We start from the raw sequence: 20,508 nt of genomic DNA on the forward strand, positions 1-20,508 counted from the left end.
TCCGAGCTCCGACGCCCGCGTCCTGCCCACGACCCGGCTCAGTGCCGCGTTCAGCGCCGCGTTCAGCGCCGGGTGGCCGGGCCGACCGGCTGCTCCGGGTGCGCCGGGTGCGGCCTGCTGGTGCCGCGCACCGTCACCGTGGTGAGCCGTCCGCCGCTGGTCCTGCCGGCCGCGACGGCCGGCTGGGTGTGCGGTCGGGGGTCCCCGTCGGACAGCGGCGAGACCGGCAGCTCCGGGTGGCGGTGGTCGCCGTTGACGGGCGGTGCCGCCCCCGGGGAGGTGTCGGGCGCGACCTGCGCGCGGTTCCAACGCCGCAGCACGGCGGTGTCGATCCGGGTGATCAGCGGCTCGCTCCACGGCAGCGCCAGCAGGATCAGCAGCCCCGCCGCCCAGCCGAGAAGCACGTCGCTCACCCAGTGGGTTCCCAGATAGACGGTGGTCGCGCCGACGCCGAGCGCGAAGACGGAAGCGATCACCAGCAGGGTCCGGCGCGCGGTCGGGGTGGTGGCCAGATAGGCCAGAATCCCCCAGGTCACGACGGCGTTGGCGGTGTGGCCCGAGGGAAATATATCGCCGGTCAGCCACATCTCGTTGGAGCCTATGGTGGTCGCGTAGTGCGGCCCCTCGCGGCCCATTCCGATCTTGGCCGCGCCGACCGAGAGGTTCAGCAGCAGCAGCGCGCACGCCATCACCAGCAGCGGGCGCAGCGTCCGCTGGCGCCAGCAGCGCCAGCCGAGCCAGGCGGCGATCAGCACCGCCGTCGGGCCGCGCTGCCCCAGGACCACGAAGTAGTCGAGGAACGCGTGGAGCTCGGGCCACTGCTTGTACGGACGGAAGAGCATCACCTGCCAGTCCAGGCGGACCAGCCAGCTCGTGGTGCAGACCGCCGCCACGATGGCCGCGTAGATGGCCGCCGTGACCCAGAGCAGCCCCAGGCGGGTGCGGCTCATCACAGGAGTCGGCACGTCGGGCGGCCGTGGCTCCTGTTCGAGGCGGGCGAAGAATCGGTCGATGCGCACTCTCGCAAGATTACCGGTCGTGATACGCGACTTCCTCCCGAGGCCCGCCTTCGTAATGGCTATGTGATGTGCCGGGTGATACGGGTGAATCTCCAATTCGTCGGGCTTCACGAATTCCGGCGCCACCGGATAAGTGTCCGGGCATCTTTTCCGGTACTCGTTCATCTGCTTTTTCGGTGGGGTCGGCGCCGGTGAACGGGAGCCGGTGAACGGAACGGGTGCGCCCGGTGGCCGGCGAGCGTCGCCGCGGGGCCGCCGCGGGGCTGCCGTAGGGTGGCTCACCGTCCGCCCTCCCCTCTCGCCCGCGTCCGCGCAGCGCGAGGTTCCCCCGAGACGGTGAGGGACCTCGAAGCGCGGGAGTAGGTGCGTAGATGCCCGGGACGTCCCACCCCGGGGCCGGCGCCGCCGAACGGAACCGTTGGACGGTTCTGGTGGTGCTGTGCGTCAGTCTCTTCCTCGTCGCCGTCGACGCCACGGTGCTCCATGTCGCGGTGCCCGCCCTCACCGAGGACCTGCGGCCCGGCGGCATCGAACTGCTGTGGATCGTCGACGCCTACCCGCTGGTCTGCGCCTCGCTGCTGATTCTCTTCGGCACGCTGGGCGACCGCGTCGGCCGGCGGCGGGTGCTGCTGCTCGGCTACGCCTGCTTCGGCGTCGCCTCCGCGCTGGCCGCGCTGGCGCCCGGGCCGCTGCCGTTGATCCTGGCCCGCGCGCTGCTGGGAGCCGGCGGCGCGATGATCATGCCGGCGACCCTCTCCATCCTGCGGCAGGTCTTCCCCGACCGCCGTGAGCGCGCCCTGGCCATCGGCATCTGGAGCGCGGTCGCGGCCGTCGGCGCGGCGATCGGGCCACTGGTGGGCGGGGTGCTGCTGGAACACTTCTGGTGGGGCTCGGTCTTCCTGGTCAACGTGCCGCTGATGGCGCTCTGCCTGCCGGTCGCGCTGGCGCTGGTCCCCGAGTCACGCGGCACGGGCGAGGGCCCCTTCGACGTGACGGGCGCGCTCTGTGCCGCCGGCGGGCTCTTCGCGGCGATCCTGGCGCTCAAGCGCACCGGCGGCGGCGACCTGGTCACGCCGGGCACGCTGCTGGCAGCCCTCCTCGGGGCGCTGCTGCTGACGATCTTCGTCCGGCGGCAGCGGGCGGCCCGGCGGCCCCTGTTGGACCTGTCGGCGTTCGCCAGGCCGGCGTTCGGCGCCTCCGCCGGCTGCGTGGTACTGACCGTGCTGGCGCTGGTCGGGTTGGCCCTGGTGGCCGCCCAGTACCTGCAACTGGTCCTCGAACTCTCGCCGTTGGAGACCGGGCTGCGGCTGCTGCCGCTGAGCCTGTCGGCGATCTGCGCCGGGTTGCTCGGTTCCCGGATGCTGGTGCGGCTGGGGCCGCGCGCGATGGTCTCCGGCGGGTTCGCGTTGACCGTGGTGGCGGTGCTGCTGCTGACCGGCCTCGACGACGTGGACCGGCCGCTGCTGCTGAGCGCCGGGTTCGTGCTGTTGGGCTTCGGCCTGGAGACGACGCTCTTCGGCGCCTACGAGTCGCTGCTGAACGACGCCCCCGCCGGTCAGGCCGGCGAGGCGGCGGCGGTGGGGGAGACCGCGTACCAGTTCGGCGCCGGCGTCGGGATAGCGGTGCTGGGCAGCGTCATGAACGCCCTCTACGCGCCGGCGGTGCGCGGTGCCGACGGTGTTCCCCGGGAGGACTCGCGGGACGCGGCGCACTCGCTGGGCGAGGCGCTGACGGTGGCCGACCGGTTGGGCGGCCCGGCGGCGGAGGCGCTGCGCGCGGCGGCGCGGGACGCGTTCGTGCACGGGATGCGGATGACGCTGCTGACCAGCGCGGCGCTGCTGGCCCTCGGCGCGCTGCTGGCCCTCCGGCTCCCGGCCACCGGCCCCGGGGCCCCGCGCCCCCTCGCCACGGCGGACCGGTCCCGCGACTGACCCCCACCGGCGCGCCGGGCCGCGGTCGACCGCCCACGTGGCCACCCCGGCACCGCCGTCGCCCCGCACCGGCGGTAACGTCCGCCACAACCGCTCACCCCGTCCCGTCCCTCCGTGCGAGAGGCCGTCCCCCATGACCGAAGCCCCCGCGGGCCGCCCCGCGTTCGACCCCGCCGACCCGCTCGGAGTGGACGACCTGCTGTCGTCCGAGGACCGCGCGGTCCGCGACACCGTGCGCCGTTGGGCGGCCGAACGGGTGCTGCCGCACGTCGCCGACTGGTACGAGCGCGGCGCCGTCGACGACCCCAGGGGGCTCGCGCGCGAGCTCGGCGGCCTGGGCGCGCTGGGCATGTCGCTGCGCGGCTACGGCTGCGCCGGGGCCTCGGCCGTCCAGTACGGGCTGGTCTGCCTGGAGCTGGAGGCGGCGGACTCCGGCATCCGTTCGCTGGTCTCGGTGCAGGGTTCGCTCGCGATGTACGCGATCCACCGCTTCGGCTCCGAGGAGCAGCGGGAGCGGTGGCTGCCCGGCATGGCGGCGGGCGAGCTGATCGGCTGCTTCGCGCTGACCGAGCCGGACCACGGCTCCGACCCGGCGGGGATGCGCACCCGCGCCGAACGGGACGGCGACGGCTGGGTGGTGACGGGCCGCAAGATGTGGATCACCAACGGTTCGCTGGCGGACGCCGCGGTCGTGTGGGCCAGGACCGAGGACGGCGTGCGGGGCTTCGTGGTGGAGGCGGGGACGCCGGGGTTCGCGGCGCGGGACATCCCGCACAAGGGGTCGTTGCGCGCCTCCGTCACCAGCGAGCTGACGCTGGACGGGGTGCGGCTGCCGGCCGACGCGGTGCTGCCGGGGGCGCGCGGGCTGCGCGGCCCGTTGAGCTGCCTGGCGCACGCCCGTTACGGCATCGTCTGGGGGGCGCTGGGCGCGGCCCGCAGCTGTCTGGGGGCGGCGTTGGAGTACGCCACGACGCGCGAGCAGTTCGGCAGGCCGCTGGGCGGCTTCCAGCTGACCCAGGCGAAGCTCGCCGACATGGCGCTGGAACTCCACAAGGGGCTGTTGTTGGCGCTCCATCTGGGGCGGAGGATGGACGCCGGCACGCTGCTGCCCGAGCAGGTCAGCTTCGGGAAGTTGAACAACGTGCGGGAGGCGCTGACGATCTGCCGCACCGCCAGGACGATCCTGGGGGCCAACGGCATCTCGTACGAGTACCCGGTGATGCGGCACATGGCGAACCTGGAGTCGGTGCTCACCTACGAGGGCACGAGCGAGATGCACCAGCTGGTGCTCGGCAAGGCGCTGACCGGCCTGGACGCCTTCCGCGGCTGAGCCGGGGGGCGGGGCGCGGGACGTGCCTCGGGGCGCCGCCTGCCGGGCGGCGCCCCGATCTCCGGCCGTCGGGCCCCGGTCGGGGCCGTCAGCTCTGGTTGAAGAAGCCGTCCTCGTCGTGCCGGGGCGTCTCGGCGACCACCTGGTAGGTGGCGGGGGTGAGCAGGAAGACGCGGTTGGCGACCCGCTTGATGTCCCCGCGCAGCCCGAAGTTGAGCCCGGCGGCGAAGTCGACCACACGCTTGGCGTCCCCGGCCTCCAGGAGAGTCAGGTTGATCACCACGGGCACGCCGTCGCGGAACAGCTCGCCGATGCGGCGGGCGTCCCTGAAGTTCTCCGGGGTGACCATCGCGATCCGGCTGCCTTCCTCCTCGGCCGCCTCGGCAGCCACCCGCAGCTTCGGGTCGGTGGTCCAGGGCGCCGGGCTGTCCCCGGGCTCCGGGCCCTCGGCGTACTCGTCGTCGTAGTAACGCATCTCGCTGTCGTCGACGAGGCCCAGCCAGGCGCTGGCCTTCCGTACCGATCCCATGGTCGCCTCCTCTCCTGACGCGGCCTCTACCCGTCCGCCCGTCTATGGTCGTCCATGATGCGCTTGTGGTGCCATGTGGATACCTGGCTGTTATGAGTTTCGTGACGGTTCTGGTGCATTCGGCGTACCGCCCCATCAGCGAAGTTGTCGTGTGCGGATGCTGACGGGGAGTGAGTTCCGTTCGGCCCGCCAAACGGGTGAGAGTACCGGACGTCCTGGCCGAAAGGTGTTCTCGACAACGGCGGTTCCTGTGAAGAAGATTCACCCAGCGCTTGTCAGGGTCATGACCTTCACGTGACCCCGGCCACGCCTCACGGCCCGACACCCCGCGGGCCATCCGTTCCTTGACTGGAGGAAACACGTGAGTTCGAAGCGCACCAACTCCCACAGACGCGGCTCCCGCCTGGGGCTGATCGCCGCCGGAACCGGACTCCTCGCCGCCGCCTTCGCCCTGCCGGGCGGGGCGCAGGCGGAGGAGGCCAGGACCTTCTCCGCCTCCGAGCTCTCCACCGCGGGCGACGCGGTGCTCGCCGCCGACATCGCCGGCACCGCCTGGCTGGTGGACGAGGAGACCAACACCCTGGAGGTCACGGTCGACGAGACCGTCACCGACGCGGAGATCCGGGAGATCACCGAGCAGGCGGGAGACCTCGCCGGCGCCCTCACGATCGAGCGCGCCGAGGGAGAGATCACGCGGCTGATCGCGGGCGGGGACGCCATCTACGCGTCCGCGGGCTGGCGCTGCTCCGCCGGCTTCAACGTCAGCATCGGCGGCTCGGCCTACTTCCTGACCGCCGGCCACTGCACGGAGGGCCTCCCGGGCTGGTACACCAACTCCGGTCTCAGCACCTACATAGGCCCGAGCGTCGACGCCAGCTTCCCCGGCGACGACTACGGCCTGGTGCGCTACGACAACTCCTCGGTCCCGCGCCCCGGCGTGGTGAACCTGTACAACGGCACCACCCGGGACATCACCGGCGCCGCCAACGCGACCGTCGGCCTCTCGGTGACCCGCTCCGGCAGCACCACCGGCGTCAGCGGCGGCTCGGTGACCGGGCTCAACGCCACGGTCAACTACGGCGGCGGTGACATCGTCTCCGGTCTCATCCGGACCAACGTCTGCGCCGAGCCCGGCGACAGCGGCGGCCCGCTCTTCTCCGGCAGCACCGCCATCGGCCTCACCTCCGGCGGCAACGGCAACTGCTCGGTCGGCGGCACGACCTACTTCCAGCCGGTCGTCGAGGCGCTGAACGACTACGGGGCCAGCATCCTCTGATTCCCCGTCGGCCCCACGAGGGCCCTCCCGCCGCGCACGAGCGGCGGGGGCGGGCCCAGGCCGCCGCCCTCACCCGAACCCGGGTGGGGGCAGTGGTGCGTTCGGGGGGCGCGTGTGAACGCCCCTGTGAGGCGTGCCCGGCCCATGGTGGCCACGGAGGAGGCTGTGACTACCCCGAGCAGCGATTTCAAGCCAGGTCTATACCAGCGCATGTGACGTTCCGTGCGCCCCTGCGCGCCGGTACGTCACACCTCACGCGCCCCAACTGTGCGTCTATTGAGGGGGAAATCCGGAGTGTTCCGGACGGTTTATGCGCGTAACCCGCATCAGTGTGATGATCTGGTCGGGGCAGGAACTTGTCCTTGTGTGACCCAGGGGCTCATGGGAATACTCGCCGGTACCGCTTGGCATGGACGTGGCGGGCCAGCACAGGGTCTGGCCGGGTCCTTGCTACTCCGGAGCGCATGCTCCAACCCCCACAGGAGGAAAAAAGCGTGACTCATCGACGCACGTCAGCCCGGCGCATCACGGTTGCCGCCACCGGTGTGGCAGCCCTCTTCGTCGGCTCGTTCGCCGTCGCTCAAGCGAGCGCCAGCCCGGCGGACGAAGCCACCCCGAGCGTGCTGACCTCGACCGAGGCCGGTACGCTCGCGACCACCCTGGTCGAGGAGCTGGGCGACACCGCCGCAGCCGGCACCTACTTCGAATCCGACTCGGGGACCCTCGTGGTCAACGTCCTGGACGAGAGCGCGGCGGCTCTCGTGGAGGAGTCCGGCGCCGAGGCCCGGATCGTCGAGAACAGCCAGGAGACCCTCAACGAGGTCATGACCGAGGTCGACACGTTCGCCGTGCCGGGCACCTCGTGGTCCGTGGACCCCGTGAGCAACGCGGTCAAGGTCAAGGTGGACACCACCGTGTCCGAGGCCGACCTGGCCGACATCCAGGCGGGTGTCGCCGACCTGGGCGGCCTGGCCTCCCTGGAGTCGGTGAACGGCGAGTTCCAGCCCTTCGTGGCCGGCGGTGACGCCATCTACAGCTCGGGCGCCCGCTGCTCGGCCGGCTTCAACGTGAACGGCGGTACCGCGTTCCTCACCGCCGGCCACTGCGGCAGCGTCGGCAGCAGCTGGTCCGACACCTCGGGCGGTTCGCCGATCGGCACCCTGACCGACGGCGAGTTCCCGAACTCGGACTACGCGCTCGTCGAGTACAGCAGCGGCAGCGGCGCCAGCGAGGTCAACCGCTACGACGGCAGCACCCAGTCCATCAGCGGCGCCGCCGAGGCGGTCGTCGGCCAGGACGTGGAGCGTTCCGGCAGCACCACCGGCCTGCACGGCGGCTCGGTGACCGGCACGGACGTCGCCGTCAGCTACCCGGAGGGCACGGTCTACGGCACCATCGAGACCGATGTCTGCGCCGAGCCCGGCGACTCGGGCGGCGCGCTGTTCTCCGGCAGCGACGCGGTCGGCCTGACCTCCGGTGGCAGCGGCAACTGCTCCTCCGGTGGCCAGACCTTCTTCTACCCCGTCACGGACGCCCTGGCCGCCACCGGCTCGCAGCTTCCGTAACGGCCCCCGGGCCCGGCCGTCCCCGTGGCGGCCCGGCCAGGGTGAGCACCACCTTTTTCCGGACCCCCGGTCGCAACCGCGGCCGGGGGTCCGCGCGTCCTGGAAGCGTGGGATGGGCGGGGCCGATGTGGCCCCACGGTTCGGGGAGCGCGCGTGTTCGGCATCATCAGACCCTGTCAGCACCGCTTGTCCCGGGGGCTGCGCGAGGAGTGGACGGCCCACCTGTGCGGCCTCTGCCTCGCGTTGCGCGGGACGCACGGCCAGGCGGCCAGGGTCGCCACCAACTACGACGGGCTGCTGGTCTCGGTGCTGCACGACGCCCAGCTGCCGGCGCCGCGCCCCGGCGGGCGGCGCACCGCCGGCCCCTGCCCGCTGCGCGGGATGCGCACCGCCTCGGTCGCCGAGGGCCCGGGTGCCCAACTGGCCGCTGCGGTCTCCCTGGTGCTGGCCTCGGCCAAGATCAGGGACCATGTGGCGGACGGCGACGGCCCGTTCCGCCGCCGGCCGCTCGCCGTGGCCGCCACCCGGGTCGCCGGGAGCTGGGACGCGGCGGGCGCCAGGGGCGGCGCCGGCGTCGGCTTCGACACGGGGGTGCTGGTCGAGGCGGTGGAACGGCAGCAGTCCATCGAGGAACGCACCGCGCTCGGCAGCCCCCTGCTGGCCGTCACCGAGCCCACCGAGACCGCCACCTCCGCCGTCTTCGCCCACACCGCGCATCTCGCCGGGCGCCCGGGGAACGCGGTGCCGCTGGCGGAGGCCGGCCGGCTCTTCGGCCGGCTCGCCCATCTGCTGGACGCCGTCGAGGACCTGGCGTCCGACCGCGCCGCCGGCCTGTGGAACCCGATCGACGTCACCGCCACCCCGGCCGCCGAGGTCCGCCGGCTCTGCGACGACGCGGTGCGCGGCGTCCGACTCGCCCTGGCCGACTGCGAGTTCGGCGACGGCAGGCTGGCGCACACGCTGCTGGTCCACGAGCTGGAACGGGCCGTGGAGCGCGGCTTCGGCGCGGCCTGCTCCCACGCCTCCGGCTCCCACGCCCCGGGCCCCTACGCCCCGGGTCCGCCCGCCCCCGGCGGCCCCGGCGGTGGCTTCGGGCCGCCGCCGCCCCCGACCGGGAAGCCGCCGCTGATCCGCGGCCGGCTGGCCGGCTGCGCGGTGTGGACCGGACTCTTCTGCACCTGCCAGGTCTGCTGCCGCTCGGAGTACCAGGAGCCGTGGCGCGGCCGGGGCCGCGAGGGGTGGTGCCACAAGTGCGGTGACTGCTGCGACTGCTGTGACTGCTGCCGGTGCTGCAACTGCGGCGGTGGCGACGGCTGCTCCTGCGACTGCAACTGCTGAGGGGCGCGCGGCGCTGGACGACACGCCTCCGAGTGGAGTAATGCCCAGGTCGGCGGCGGGGCTCGCGGTGAGATCTTCCCGTTCAGTTCTTCCTCACCGAGGGGTAACCCCATGCGTCTTCGCACCGCTGCGGCCGTCACGGCCGTTGCCTGCACCGTCGTTCTCGGCGCCGGATCGGCCGCCTCCGCCACCGAGCAGCACTCGCCCCGCACGATCTCCGACCACGGGGACAAGGGCGACAAGCACGACAAGGGTGACAAGCACGGCAAGGGTGGGCACCACAGCGGTGCCGGCGCCGTCGGCTTCGCCGCTGGTTCGCCCGGCGTGCTGTCCGGCAACAACATCCAGGTCCCGATCCACATCCCCGTGAACGTCTGCGGGAACTCGATCAACCTCATCGGCCTGCTCAACCCGGCCAGCGGCAACATCTGCGTCAACGCCTGACCCGACGCACCCGCCGTACCCGACGTGACGAAGGTGGCCCGCGTCCCGGTTCCCACGAACCGGGACGCGGGCCACCGCCCGTTCCGCGCGGGCCTCAGCCCAGCTCGGCGGCCACCAGCTCCGCGATCTGCACCGCGTTGAGCGCCGCGCCCTTGCGGAGGTTGTCCCCGGAGACGAAGAGCGAGAGCCCGTTCTCCACCGTCTCGTCCCTGCGCACGCGCCCCACGAACGAGACGTCGCGACCGGCGGCCTGGAGCGGGGTCGGGATGTCGGAGAGCGCCACGCCCTCCGCCTCGCCGAGCAGTTCGAGCGCCCGGCGCGGGGTGAGGGGGCGGGCGAAGCGGGCGTTGAGCTGGAGCGAGTGGCCGGTGAAGACGGGGACCCGCACGCAGGTGCCGGCGACCGGCAACCCGGGGATCTCCAGGATCTTGCGGGTCTCGTTGCGGAGCTTCTGCTCCTCGTCGGTCTCCTCCAGGCCGTCGTCCACGATCGAACCGGCCATCGGCAGCACGTTGAACGCGATCGGCCGCACATACTGCTCGGGCGCGGGGAAGTCGACCGCCGCGCCGTCGAAGGTGAGCGCCGTCGCGTCCTGGGCCAGCGCGGACTTCGCCTGGGCGTGCAACTCGGCGACGCCGCTCAGCCCGCTGCCGGAGACCGCCTGGTAGGTCGTGGCCACCAGCGCGGACAGCTCCGCCTCGCGGTGCAGCGGTCGCAGCACCGGCATGGCCGCCATGGTGGTGCAGTTGGGGTTGGCGATGATGCCCTTGGGGCGCTCCGCGATCGCGTGCGGGTTGACCTCGGAGACGACCAGCGGGACCTCGGGGTCCATCCGCCAGGCCGAGGAGTTGTCGATCACCACGGCGCCGGCGGCGGCGACCTTCTCGGCCAGCGCCTTGGAGGTGCTCTTCCCCGCGGAGAAGAGGGCGATGTCGAGGTCGGAGAAGTCGGCCGTGGCCGCGTCCTCGACGGTGACCTCACCGTCGCCCCACGGGAGGGTGCGACCGGCCGAACGGGCCGAGGCGAAGAGCCGCAGCCGCTCCACCGGGAACTTCCGTTCGGCGAGAATCGCGCGCATCACGCCGCCGACCTGTCCGGTCGCGCCAACGATCCCGATCTTCATGGGGCTCCTTACCTCGGTGCTGGTAGCCGTCTTCCGCCTCCTACCCTGCCCGCTGGAACTCCTGCCAGCCAGTTCTTTGACGCTGGTCACACTCCCGGCACGCCGCGGTCACCCCGGGGAGCCGCCGTCCCCGGCGCGTTCGGCGCGGTACGCGCCGGGCGGCACCCCGTAGCGCTCCCGGAAGAGCCGGCTGAAGTGGAACGCGCTGGCGAAGCCGGCGGAGGCCGCCACCCTGGCCACCGAGAGGTCGGTGACCTCCAACAGCCGTGCCGCGTGCCGCAGTCGGGCCTCGCGCAGCGCCCGCATCGGCGGCTGGCCGAGCTGCTCGGCGAAGAGGTGTGCCAGCCGGGAGGGGGAGAGCGCCACCCGGGCGGCCAGCGACGCCACGGTGTGCGGGGCGCCCGGGTCGGCCGCGATCAACGCCGCGACCCGGCGCACCCTGGCGTCCACGCCGTCGCGCGCCACCGGCTGCGCGCCGGGGGCGCGCGCGGTGGAGCCGGCCAGCACCACGATCTCCTCCAGCGCGCCCAGCGCCAGCTCCCTGGCCGCCGAGCCGTGCGCCACCGCCACGGGCCCCGGCGCCTCGGCCGGCCGGGGCGCGGGCCCCGGGGCCTCGCCCGACCAGCGGGCGTCGGCCGCCATCCGCGCGAAGGCGCCGGCGATCCGCGCCCGCGCGAACTCCGGGACGCCGCGCACCGCGTAGAGCCCGCCGCCGGCCGAGCGGTGCGGGCGCAGCCAGCCGGCCCAGGCGGGCCTGGCCTGGCAGTGCACCCACCAGAAGGCCCACCGCTCCGCGCCCTCGGCGACCGCGTACCTGTGGGGCGCCCGGGGGCCGAGGGCGACCAGGTCGCCGGGGCCGGCCGTGGTCTCGTCGGGCCCCTGACGCAGCAGGCCGGTGCCGGCGACGGTCCAGGTGAAGAGCCAGCTGTCCGCGCCGCGCGGGCGGCCGACGGCGTAGCCGGGCCGCTCGTCGAAGTACCCCACGGTCAGCAGCCCGGGCGGGGGAGCAGCAGCCCCGGGCAGGTCCCCAGCGTTCACGGGCATCCTCCAGGCCACCGGGCGCGCCTAGCGTCGGAACGGACAACGAAGCGAACGGTCGAGGCCAACGGCCGCGGGAACGGGCCGTGGGGAGCCGCGCGACCGTCGAGGTGCGAGCCAAACAGACATCCCCGGCACACGCCACCCCGTCAGGAACAAGCGACGAAGACGACGACGGCACCAGCGGGAGCGATGAGATGACTACAGCCGAGACCCACCGAGCCACCGACGACACGGAAGGAGCGCTGCCGCAGTCCGAGCGGCTGCGCTTCCAGGAGCAGGGGTTCCTGGTGCTGCGCGGGCTCTTCGCGCGCGAGGAGATCGAGGAGCTGCGGGCCGAGTTCACGGCGATCGGCGAGGGCGGCCGGGTGCCGGGGCACTTCGAGCCGAGGGAACCGGTACCCGGCGAGCCCGAGGACCCCCTGGCGCGGCTGCCCCGGGTGATGCACCCGCACCAGATCAGCCAACTGGCGCTGCGCTGGCTGCTGGACGCCAGGCTGCGCGTGGTGCTGGAGGGGCTGCTGGGGGAGGAGCCGCTGGCCGCGCAGAGCATGTTCTACTACAAGCCGCCGGGCGCCAGGGGGCAGGCGCTGCACCAGGACAACTTCTATCTGCGGGTCGAACCCGGCACCTGCGTGGCGGCCTGGGTGGCCTGCGACCTGATCGACCGTGACAACGGCGGTCTGGAAGTGGTTCCCGGCACCCATGAGATGGACATCTTCTGCCCGGAAGAGGCCGATCCGACGCTCTCCTTCGTGCGGGAGTACGTTCCCCCGCCGCCCGGGCTGGCCGCGGTGCCGGTCGACATGGAACCGGGCGACGTGCTGTTCTTCAACGGCAGCCTGGTCCACGGCTCGCAGCCCAACCGCACGGCCGACCGGTTCCGCCGCTCGTTCATCTGCCACTACGTGGGGCGTTCCACGGAGCGGATCGGGACCTGGTACCCGACCATGGCGATGAGCGGCGACCGGGTGCGGCTGCCGGAGAGCGTGGGCGCCGGCCCCTGCGGGACGGAGTTCGACGACGGCGGGCGCGCGCCGCACTGACCGGCGCGCGCCCGACCCCGCACGCCCCCGGCCGGCCCTGACCCCGGCCGGGGGACAATGGGGCGCACGAGGAACCACGGGACCACGGGGACCCGTGGGACGAAACGACGGGGGTGTCGCGGTGGCGGACGGGACGGCGCCGGTGACGGCGGGCGCGCGGCGGCGGCTGGCGCTGGTCGGCGACTGCGCCGACTGCCACGGGCTGTGCTGTGTGGCGCTGCCGTTCACCGCCTCGGCGGACTTCGCGCGGAGCAAGCCGGCCGGCACCCCGTGCGGTCATCTGGGCGCCGACTCCGGCTGCGGCATCCACGCGAGGCTGCGGGACTCCGGCTACGCGGGGTGCGCGGTCTTCGACTGCTTCGGCGCCGGCCAGCGGGTCTCCCAGGTCACCTTCGGCGGCCGGGACTGGCGCGAGGACCCGGGGCTGGCGCGGCGGATGTTCGCGGTCTTCCCGGTGCAGCGCCAGCTCCACGAGCTGCTGTGGTACCTGACGGTCGCCCGTTCGCTGCCCGCCGCCGCCCCGTTCGCCGACCGCCTCGCCCCGGCGCTGGCCGAGACGGAGCGGCTGGTCGACGCCGAGGCGGACGAGCTGCTGGCGCTGGACGTGGCGGCGCACCGCGCCGGGATCAACGAGCTGCTGCTCGCGGTGAGCGAGCGCGCCAGGGCCGGGCTGCCGGCCGCGCGCCGCTACCGCAGGGGCGCCGACCTGGTCGGCGCGCGGCTGCGCCGGGCGGACCTGCGCGGCGCCAATCTGCGGGGCGCGCTGCTGCTCGCGGCCGAGCTGGGCGGGGCGGACCTGCGCCGGGCGGATCTGATCGGCGCGGACCTGCGCGCCGCGGACCTGCGCGGCGCCCGTCTGGACGGCGCGCTCTTCGTCACCCAGGCCCAGCTGAACGCGGCGCGCGGCGACGAGGCGACGACCGTCCCCGAGGGGCTGACCCGGCCGGCGCACTGGCGGGCTGCCTGACCCTGCACGGGGCCCGGACACGGCCAGGGGCCGGGACATGGCGAAGGGCCCCGCCCCCGTGAGAACGGGGACGGGGCCCTGGCACGCCGTGGGGCGAGATCAGGCGGGAACGATGTTCTCCGCCTGCGGGCCCTTCTGGCCCTGGGTCACGTCGAAGGTCACCTTCTGGCCCTCGTGCAGCTCACGGAAACCGGAGCCCGAGATGTTGGAGTAGTGGGCGAACACGTCGGCGCCGCCACCCTCCTGCTCGATGAAGCCGAAGCCCTTTTCGGCGTTGAACCACTTGACGGTGCCTGAAGCCATCCCTGCGTCTCCTTCGGGGGCAGACCCGGAACCGCACCTTGCGGAGCCGGAGTCGCTGTGATGATTTCCCCCTTCCGGAAACAACCGGAAAATGAAAAAAGGTGCCCACCGAACGTAGTAACGGACGGGAAGAGCACCTGAAATTCTTGGGAACCACAACTGCAACTTCCGCCACCGTAGCACAGCGGAGCGGTCCGCGTCCGGTGCTCCCGTCAGGCGTGGGCGCCCAGCAGCGCGGGCAGTTCGCGCATGTCGTGGAAGACGGTGGTGCGGGGGCCGGCGAGCCAGTCGGCGGGGGTCAGTCCGCCCGCGTAGCCGAAGGCGCGCATCCCGGCGGCGCGGGCGGCGCGCACGCCGTACTGGCTGTCCTCGACCACCGCGCAGCGGGCCGGCGGCACGCCCATCCGCCGCGCCGCGTGCAGGAAGAGGTCGGGCTCGGGCTTGCCCCGTTCCACCTCGCTGGCGCTGAAGATCCGGCCCTCGAACCTGGCGCGCAGCCCGGTGCGCCCCAGGGTGCGGCGCATCTTGTCGTGGCTCCCGCTGGAGGCGATGCAGGACAGCGGTATCGGCAGCGCGTCCAGCGCCTCGGAGACGCCGGCCACCTCGGCCAGCTCGGCGTCGATCACGCGGGCCAGCCGGGCCCGGTACTCCTCGCCCCAGCGGACGGCCAGCTCCTCGCCGAGCCGTTCGGCGATCTGTCGCGCGACCGCGCGCTCGGAGCGGCCGAGGAAGCGGTCGACCACCTCGTCCTCGGTCAACGGCCAGCCCAGCTCGGCGCCCAGCTCCAGGCAGACCTTCAGGGCCAGCGGCTCGCTGTCCACGAGCACGCCGTCGCAGTCGAAGATCACCAGGTCGAACGAGGGGTCGAGCGGGGGTACGGGGGGAGTCGCCACCCGGGAAGCCTAACGCGCGAGGCGTGCGCCCAGGGGCGTGAGAAGCCTCGCACGCGCGGGGCGCGGAATCCGGGGCGGGTGGACAACTCGGGGCGCCGCGCGGGGCGTTGCCCGCCCGTCGCTTTTCGGCCAGTCAAGATCACCGAAAGCCCGGGTGACCTGCGAAGGACATCACTCGCACACGCGTTCGATGGCTGGTTTATGGTGGACCGGAACGGCGGGGGAGACGGGCCGGAGGACGGCCTGGGGGGCGGTGCGCGAAGAGAGGCGGTGCGGCGATGGCGGGGTTCACTCATCTCCATGTGGCCTCCGGGTTCTCGCTCCGCTACGGCGCCTCCCACCCCGAGCGGCTGGCCCGGCGGGCCGGGGAGCGGGGGATGGAGGCCGTCGCGCTCACCGACCGCGACACCCTGGCCGGCGCGGTCCGCTTCGCCAAGGGCTGCGCGGCGGCCGGGGTGCGTCCGGTCTACGGCGTCGAGCTGGCCGTCGGCCCGCCCGATGAGCGCGAACGCACCGCCACGCAACGCCGCCGCACCCCCGTGCGCGGGGGCGCGTTCACCGACGAGTCGGCGCCCCGGGTGGTGCTGCTGGCCAGGGACGGCGCCGCCGGCTGGGCCGAGCTGTGCCGGCTGGTCACCGCGGCCCACGCCGGCGGCGGGGAACGGCCGCTGCTGCCCTGGCCGGAGCTGGCCGCCGGCGGCGGGCGCGGCGTGCTCGCGCTGCTGGGGCCGGACTCCGAGCCCGGGCGCGCGCTGACCGCCGGCCGCCCCGACCGGGCGGTGCGGCTGCTGGCGCCCTGGCGGGAGCTGTTCGGGCCGGCGCTGCGGCTGGAGGTGGTGGCCAGCGGCCCGGAGCGCACCGCGGCCCGCACCCTGGGCCTGGCCGCCGAGACCGGCGTCGTCCCGGTGCTCGGGAACGCCGTCCGCTACGCCGACCCCGGCCAGGGCCCGGTGGCCGACGTGCTGGACTCCGCCCGCCGGCTGGTGCCCATCGACACCCGCGGCGCCCTGGACGCCGGCGAGCGCTGGCTGAAGGACCCGGCCTCGATGGAGCGCGAGGCCGAGCGGGTCGCCCGCGCCGCCGGCTACGGCCCCGACGCCGCGCGGCGGCTGCTGGAGCACACCGCCGAGACCGCGCTCTCCTGCCGGGTCGACCCCGAGGACGACCTGGGCCTGGGCAGCGTGCACTTCCCCGAGCCCGCGCTGGTCGGCGCCGAGCGGCGCACCGCCGCACGGGTGCTGCGCTCCCGCTGCGCCGCCGCGATGACGCTCCGCGGCCACGCGGGGGACCGGGCGCGGTGGGACCGGCTCGACGCCGAGCTGGCGATCGTCGAACGGCTCGGCTACGCCTCGTACTTCCTGACCGTCGCCCAGGTGGTCGAGGACGTCCGCGCGCTGGGCATCCGGGTCACCGCGCGCGGCTCGGGCGCGGGGTCACTGGTCAACCACCTGCTGGGGATCGCCGCCGCCGACCCGGTGGAGCACGGGCTGCTGATGGAGCGCTTCCTCTCCCCGCGCCGCCCGGTCCTGCCCGACATCGACGTGGACGTCGAGTCGGCCCGCAGGCTGGAGGCGTACCGGGCCATCTTCGCGCGCTTCGGCGAGGAGCGGGTCGCGACCGTCGCCATGCCGGAGACCTACCGGGTGCGGCACGCGGTGCGGGACGTCGGGCTGGCGCTCGGTATCGAGCCGGCCGAGGTGGACCGGCTGGCCAAGGCGTTCCCGCACATCAGGGCCGGCGACGCGCGCGCCGCGCTCGCCGAGCTGCCCGAGCTGCGCGGGGTGGACGCCGACGCCTACGGGCCCCGGATGTGGGAGCTGGTCGAGGCGCTGGACGGGTTGCCGCGCGGGGTGGCGATGCATCCGTGCGGGGTGCTGCTCTCCGACGCCTCGCTGCGCGCCCGCACCCCGGTGGTGCCCACCAGCGGGGAGGGGTTCGCGATGTCCCAGTTCGACAAGGAGGACGTGGAGGACCTCGGGCTGCTCAAGCTCGACGTGCTCGGGGTGCGGATGCAGTCGGCGATGGCGCACGCCGTGGCCGAGACCGAACGGGCCGCGGGCGAGCGGATCGACCTGGACCGGGTGCCCGAGGGCGACCCGGAGACCTACCGGCTGATCCGTTCCAGCGAGACCCTGGGCTGCTTCCAGATCGAGTCCCCCGGCCAGCGCGACCTGCTGGGCCGGCTTCAGCCCGTGGACTTCCACGACCTGGTGGTCGACATATCGCTCTTCCGGCCGGGGCCGGTCTCCGCCGACATGGTCACCCCGTTCATCGAGGCCAAGCACGGCCGGCGCGCGGTCCGTCTCCTCCACCGCGACCTGGAGCCGGTGCTGCGGGAGACCCACGGTGTGGTGGTCTTCCACGAGCAGATCATCGGGGTGATCGCGACCATGACCGGCTGCGACGCCGGGCTGGCCGACGAGGCGAGGCGGGCGCTGTCCGACGCGGAGCGCCTGGGCCGGGTGCGGGTCTGGTTCTCCGAGCTGGCCGAACGGCGCGGCTACGCGCCGGAGGTGGTCGCCCGCGCCTGGGAGAGCGTCCAGTCGTTCGGCGCCTACGGCTTCTGCAAGGCGCACGCGGTGGCCTTCGCCGTCCCGACCTACCAGTCGGCCTGGCTCAAGGCCCACCACCCGGCCGCGTTCTATGCCGGGCTGCTCACCCACGACCCCGGGATGTACCCCAAGCGGCTGCTGCTCGCCGACGCCAGGCGGCGCGGGGTGCCGGTGCTGCCGCTCGACGTGAACCGGTCCGACGCGGTCTATCGAATCGAACTGGAGTCTGAATCCGGGCTGTGGGGTGTGCGGTTGGCGCTCGGCGAGGTGAAGGGCATCGCCGAGGAGGAGGCGGCCAGGATCGCCGCCGGCCGCCCCTACGCCTCGCTGCCCGACCTGGTCCACCGCGCCGCGCCCAGCCGCCCGGTCGCCGAACGGCTCGCCACCGTCGGGGCGTTGGACGCCTTCGGCGAGAACCGGCGCGACCTGCTGCTGCACCTGGCCGAGCTGCACCGCCAGCGCCGGGGGCGGCGCCCCGGCGCGCGCCAGCTGCCGCTGGCCGACGCCGCCCGCACCCCGCCGGCCGGCCTGCCCGACCTGGACGGGGACGAGCGCCTGGACGCCGAGCTGGGCGTGCTCGGCATGGAGACCCAGCGCCATCTGCTCGCCGACCACCGCGCGTTCCTCGACGAGCTGGGGGTGGTCGACGCACGCCGGCTGCGTGACGCGGCGCACGGCGAGACGGTGCTGGTGGCCGGCGCCAAGGTCGCCACCCAGACCCCGCCGATCCGTTCGGGGCGGCGGGTGATCTTCGTGACCCTGGACGACACCAACGGCCTGGTCGACCTCGCCTTCTTCGAGGACAGCCACGCCGCCAGCGCCCACACCGTCTTCCACTCCTGGCTGCTGCTGGTGCGCGGCACGGTGCAGCGGCGCGGGCCGCGCACGTTGAGCGTGGTCGGCGAGATCGCCTGGGACCTCGCCGACCTGGCCGAACTCCGCGCCGCCGGCGGCCTGCCGGCGGTCGCCGAGCACCTCGCCCACACCGAGGAGGCGGCGGGCGAACGGGCGGCGGCCAGTGAACGGGAGGAGGGCGGCCGGGAGGCGGGGGCGGAGGTCACCCGGCGGATCGAGCAGCCGGGCGGCCACCCGCTGCACCCCTGGGCCGACCTGCGGCCGGCCGGCGAGTCGGCCAAGGTGCCGCGCAAGCTCTGGCACGCCAGCCCCGGGAGCGCGGGATGACCGGGCGCGCGGTGCTCCAGGTCCGCTTCCTCGGCCACCGGCCGGAGGAACACCCGGCGCTGGTGGGGCTGCTCACCGACCTCACCCCCGTGGTGCGGGCGCTGCCCCCGGAGGGCGCGCTCGCCGATGTCGGGGGCGCGCTGCGCTACTTCGGCGCCGACGCGGAGCGGCTGGCGGGGCTGCTGCGGGTGCGCGCGCTGGCGCGGCACGGCGTGGACTGCGCGGTGGGCGTCGCCCACAACCCGCTGCTGGCCCGGCTGGCCCTGGTCGGCCGCGACGGGCCCGGGGTGTGGGCGGTGCCGGGCGACCCCGGGGGCGTCGCCGCGTTCCTCGCCGGGCTGCCGGTGGACGCGCTGCCGGGGGTGGGCGCCTCGACCGCACGCGCGTTGGCCGGCTACGGGCTGGGAACGGTGGGCCGGTTGGCCGCCGCGCCGCCCGCCGCGCTGCAACGGGTGCTCGGCGCGCGCGAGGCGCGCCGGCTGCGCGCGCTGGCCGAGGGGCAGGACCCCACGCCGGTGGTGCCCGGCGCCCCCGAGCCCACGCTGGCGGTCGAGCACCGCTTCGACCGCGACGAGCTCGACGCCGGCCGGCGTCACCGCGCGCTGCTGACCCTCGCCGACGAGCTGGGCTACCGGCTGCGCGGCGCCGGCCAGACCGCCGGCGCGCTGACCCTCACCGTCCGCTACGCCGACCACGCCACCACCACCCGGCGCCGGGGGCTGGCCGAACCGACCGCGCACACCCCGGCGTTGCTCGCGCTCGCCGACGCCCTGCACGAGGCGCTCGGGCTGCAACGCGCCCGGGTGCGCGCGGTCGCGCTGCGCGCCGAGGGGCTCGCGGCGGCCGAACGCGCCACCCGGCAGCTCTCCCTTGACCCGGCCGACGAGCGCCGGCGCGGCGCGGAGCGGGCCGCCGACCGGGCCAGGCGCAGGTTCGGGGAGCGGGCCGTGGGGCCGGCGGCGCGTACGGTCGTGCCGTGAGCGAGCCGTGAAGACTTCTTCACCGTCCCGCGTGTGGGCGGGGCGGGTTACCCGCCCGTAACTTGGCATGGGCCCGTCACTGTGACGCGAGCCACACCGCAGACCACGGGTGAGGAGAGCCGCCATGCCCTTCGGGACAACCACACCATCACGCGCCAACCGATTCGCCCTGTTCGCCGGCCTGTTGGCCCTGCCCCTGCTCGCGCTGCCCGGCGGCACCGCGAACGCGGCGGCCCCGACCGGCGGTTGGAACGAGTCCGACTGCTCGTCGGAGCACCGCCCCGTCGTCCTGGTCCACGGCACCGGCGCCAACGGCACCGTCAACTGGCTGGGGCTCGCCCCCTATCTGGTCGACCGCGGCTACTGCGTCTACTCGCTGGACTACGGCCAGCTGCCGGGAGTGCCCGTCCTCGCCGCGCTCGGCCCCATCGAGGAGTCGTCGGCGCAGCTGGCCGACTACGTCGACGAGGTGCTGGCCACCACGGGCGCCGACGAGGTGGACCTCGTCGGCCACTCCCAGGGCGGGATGATGCCCCGCCACTACCTCAAGAACCACCCGGGCGCCGCCGACAAGGTCAACGCCCTGGTCGCGCTCGCCCCCAGCACCAACGGCACCACGCTGTCCGGGCTCACCACGCTGCTCGACATCGTCCCCGGGCTCGCCGACGCCATCGACACCTTCACCCCGGCCCTGACCCAGCAGGTCGTCGGCTCCGACTTCCTGACCGAGCTGAACGCCGACGGCCACACCGTCCCCGGCGTCGAGTACACCGTGATCGCCACCCGTTACGACCAGGTCGTCACGCCGTACGAGACGCAGTTCATCGACGAGCCCGGCGTGCGCAACGTGCTGCTCCAGGACCTCTGCCCGCTGAACGTCTCCGAGCACGTCTCCATCGGCCTCGGCGACCGGATGGCCTTCCACGAGGTGGTCAACGCCCTCGACCCGGCGGGCGCCGAGCCGACCGACTGCCGCCACCTCGTCTCCTGAG

At 74.2% G+C, this 20,508-nt stretch carries 17 protein-coding genes; 11 read left to right on the plus strand and 6 right to left on the minus strand.

Features of this window, described 5'->3' with window-relative positions; genetic code table 11:
- Positions 1-62: 62 nt before the first annotated feature.
- Complete coding sequence (locus FH715_RS24085) at positions 63-1,019, minus strand: phosphatase PAP2 family protein (protein ID WP_246108942.1); 957 nt, start codon at positions 1,017-1,019, stop codon at positions 63-65.
- A 371-nt stretch (positions 1,020-1,390) separates the two neighbouring features.
- Here FH715_RS24085 and FH715_RS24090 point away from each other — a divergent pair, with 371 nt between their 5' ends.
- Together FH715_RS24090 and FH715_RS24095 are read left to right on the plus strand one after the other, a co-directional pair.
- The gene (locus tag FH715_RS24090) at positions 1,391-2,950 is read left to right on the plus strand and encodes an MFS transporter (protein WP_139648845.1); all 1,560 of its coding nucleotides are present in this window, start codon (positions 1,391-1,393) and stop codon (positions 2,948-2,950) included.
- Between the two features lie 133 nt (positions 2,951-3,083).
- A complete protein-coding gene (locus FH715_RS24095; RefSeq protein WP_139648847.1) occupies positions 3,084-4,280 on the plus strand; it encodes an acyl-CoA dehydrogenase family protein in 1,197 nt (398 codons plus the stop codon).
- A gap of 88 nt (positions 4,281-4,368) precedes the next feature.
- On the opposite strand, the gene FH715_RS24100 is transcribed toward FH715_RS24095, so the two are convergent.
- A complete protein-coding gene (locus tag FH715_RS24100) occupies positions 4,369-4,809 on the minus strand; it encodes a cell division protein SepF (RefSeq protein ID WP_139648849.1) in 441 nt (146 codons plus the stop codon).
- A 361-nt stretch (positions 4,810-5,170) separates the two neighbouring features.
- Between FH715_RS24100 and FH715_RS24105 the strand changes: the two genes are divergently transcribed.
- The 4 genes from FH715_RS24105 (at position 5,171) to FH715_RS24120 (ending at position 9,432) form a co-directional block, all read left to right on the plus strand.
- Positions 5,171-6,085: a S1 family peptidase gene (locus FH715_RS24105; RefSeq protein ID WP_139648851.1), complete on the plus strand. Its 915-nt coding sequence runs from the start codon at positions 5,171-5,173 to the stop codon at positions 6,083-6,085.
- A gap of 494 nt (positions 6,086-6,579) precedes the next feature.
- The gene (locus FH715_RS24110) at positions 6,580-7,650 is read left to right on the plus strand and encodes a S1 family peptidase (protein WP_139648853.1); all 1,071 of its coding nucleotides are present in this window, start codon (positions 6,580-6,582) and stop codon (positions 7,648-7,650) included.
- Between the two features lie 153 nt (positions 7,651-7,803).
- Positions 7,804-8,988: a DUF5685 family protein gene (locus tag FH715_RS24115; RefSeq protein ID WP_139648855.1), complete on the plus strand. Its 1,185-nt coding sequence runs from the start codon at positions 7,804-7,806 to the stop codon at positions 8,986-8,988.
- 111 nt (positions 8,989-9,099) lie between these two features.
- Positions 9,100-9,432, plus strand: a complete 333-nt coding sequence (locus FH715_RS24120; RefSeq protein WP_139648857.1) for a chaplin — start codon at positions 9,100-9,102, stop codon at positions 9,430-9,432.
- A 94-nt stretch (positions 9,433-9,526) separates the two neighbouring features.
- Here the strand turns inward: FH715_RS24120 and FH715_RS24125 are convergent, their stop codons facing one another.
- Together FH715_RS24125 and FH715_RS24130 are read right to left on the minus strand one after the other, a co-directional pair.
- A complete protein-coding gene (locus FH715_RS24125; RefSeq protein ID WP_139648859.1) occupies positions 9,527-10,555 on the minus strand; it encodes an aspartate-semialdehyde dehydrogenase in 1,029 nt (342 codons plus the stop codon).
- Between the two features lie 108 nt (positions 10,556-10,663).
- Complete coding sequence (locus FH715_RS24130; protein WP_139648861.1) at positions 10,664-11,599, minus strand: helix-turn-helix domain-containing protein; 936 nt, start codon at positions 11,597-11,599, stop codon at positions 10,664-10,666.
- A gap of 191 nt (positions 11,600-11,790) precedes the next feature.
- Here FH715_RS24130 and FH715_RS24135 point away from each other — a divergent pair, with 191 nt between their 5' ends.
- Together FH715_RS24135 and FH715_RS24140 are read left to right on the plus strand one after the other, a co-directional pair.
- Positions 11,791-12,639, plus strand: a complete 849-nt coding sequence (locus FH715_RS24135; RefSeq protein ID WP_139648863.1) for a phytanoyl-CoA dioxygenase family protein — start codon at positions 11,791-11,793, stop codon at positions 12,637-12,639.
- Positions 12,640-12,781: 142 nt separating this feature from the next.
- Complete coding sequence (locus FH715_RS24140) at positions 12,782-13,606, plus strand: pentapeptide repeat-containing protein (protein ID WP_139648943.1); 825 nt, start codon at positions 12,782-12,784, stop codon at positions 13,604-13,606.
- Positions 13,607-13,705: 99 nt separating this feature from the next.
- On the opposite strand, the gene FH715_RS24145 is transcribed toward FH715_RS24140, so the two are convergent.
- Complete coding sequence (locus FH715_RS24145) at positions 13,706-13,909, minus strand: cold-shock protein (protein ID WP_097230264.1); 204 nt, start codon at positions 13,907-13,909, stop codon at positions 13,706-13,708.
- Positions 13,910-14,121: 212 nt separating this feature from the next.
- On the minus strand, positions 14,122-14,802 hold the full coding sequence (locus tag FH715_RS24150; protein WP_246108943.1) for an HAD family hydrolase: 681 nt from the start codon (positions 14,800-14,802) through the stop codon (positions 14,122-14,124).
- A 278-nt stretch (positions 14,803-15,080) separates the two neighbouring features.
- On the opposite strand from FH715_RS24150, the gene FH715_RS24155 reads away from it, so the two are divergent.
- The 3 genes from FH715_RS24155 to FH715_RS24165 all read left to right on the plus strand — a co-directional run bounded on the left by FH715_RS24155 (position 15,081) and on the right by FH715_RS24165 (position 20,507).
- Complete coding sequence (locus FH715_RS24155) at positions 15,081-18,536, plus strand: DNA polymerase III subunit alpha (RefSeq protein ID WP_139648865.1); 3,456 nt, start codon at positions 15,081-15,083, stop codon at positions 18,534-18,536.
- Positions 18,533-19,516: a DNA polymerase Y family protein gene (locus FH715_RS24160; RefSeq protein ID WP_139648867.1), complete on the plus strand. Its 984-nt coding sequence runs from the start codon at positions 18,533-18,535 to the stop codon at positions 19,514-19,516. Before FH715_RS24155 ends, FH715_RS24160 begins: the two co-directional genes overlap by 4 nt.
- A 124-nt stretch (positions 19,517-19,640) precedes the next feature.
- Positions 19,641-20,507, plus strand: a complete 867-nt coding sequence (locus FH715_RS24165; RefSeq protein ID WP_139648869.1) for an esterase/lipase family protein — start codon at positions 19,641-19,643, stop codon at positions 20,505-20,507.
- The last annotated feature ends 1 nt before the right edge of the window (position 20,508 follow it).

Origin of the sequence: Streptomyces sedi (assembly GCF_006335015.1) — a bacterium.
GTDB classification, from domain to species: domain Bacteria; phylum Actinomycetota; class Actinomycetes; order Streptomycetales; family Streptomycetaceae; genus Streptomyces; species Streptomyces sedi.